The organism is Pseudomonas sp. SIMBA_067 (assembly GCF_046534675.1).
Classification (GTDB): domain Bacteria; phylum Pseudomonadota; class Gammaproteobacteria; order Pseudomonadales; family Pseudomonadaceae; genus Aquipseudomonas; species Aquipseudomonas putida.
On the sequence record NZ_JAWRYH010001509.1, the window covers coordinates 1 to 230 of the forward strand.

General features: G+C 55.2%; 1 protein-coding gene. It reads left to right on the forward strand.

Annotated elements, in window-relative coordinates:
* Positions 1-230: hypothetical protein (locus tag SB765_RS34480; protein ID WP_410933139.1), on the forward strand; the 230-nt coding region annotated here is incomplete at both ends.

The following is a 230-nucleotide window of genomic DNA, read 5'->3' on the forward strand; positions in this document are numbered from 1 at the left end:
AGATAACCGAGTACGCGAAGCGCAACACCAACGGCAACAAGACGCTGGACATCTTCTACGGAGCCGCTGGCAAGGCCACGCAGCAGTATAACTTCAATCTGGACAAGAGCTACACGAAGTACGACTTCGCCGCCGATGGTTCTCAGACCGCGACGCTGTACGGCACGACTGGCCAGATAACCGAGTACGCGAAGTTCAACACCAACGGCAACAAAACGCTGGACATCTTC